Source organism: Paraburkholderia sp. BR14374 (assembly GCF_040948685.1).
GTDB lineage: Bacteria > Pseudomonadota > Gammaproteobacteria > Burkholderiales > Burkholderiaceae > Paraburkholderia > Paraburkholderia youngii.
This window is the reverse complement of sequence record NZ_JBFPKF010000154.1, coordinates 1-285: the sequence shown is the minus strand read 5'-3', so window position 1 is coordinate 285 and position 285 is coordinate 1. Positions and strand designations below refer to the sequence as shown.

Genomic DNA, 285 nt, shown 5'->3' with positions numbered 1-285 from the left:
GCGGACCAGCCGCCTGCGCGATGCTGTTCTGGGTATTCGTGTGGACCACGCGCTCCGAGTACTGCACGCCGGCGCGCGCGGCGGCGACCGCACCGAGACCGATACCGGTCGCGACCGCCGCATTGCTCGTGACCTTGCCCGCGACCGCGGCACCCGCGATACCGGCGCCCGCGACCGCGCCTTCCGAGTACAACGAGCTACAGCCGCTCAATGCGGACGACACCGCCAGCGCCAGCGCGATCAGCGCTGTTACGTGGGGGCGTTTGGCTGCGACAACGGACTTCG

1 pseudogene is annotated in these 285 nt (G+C 70.5%); it reads right to left on the bottom strand.

From position 1 onward, the window contains the following. Positions 1-244: pseudogene (locus tag AB3X86_RS38455) on the bottom strand (hypothetical protein); the annotation flags it as partial. Positions 245-285 lie beyond the last annotated feature (41 nt).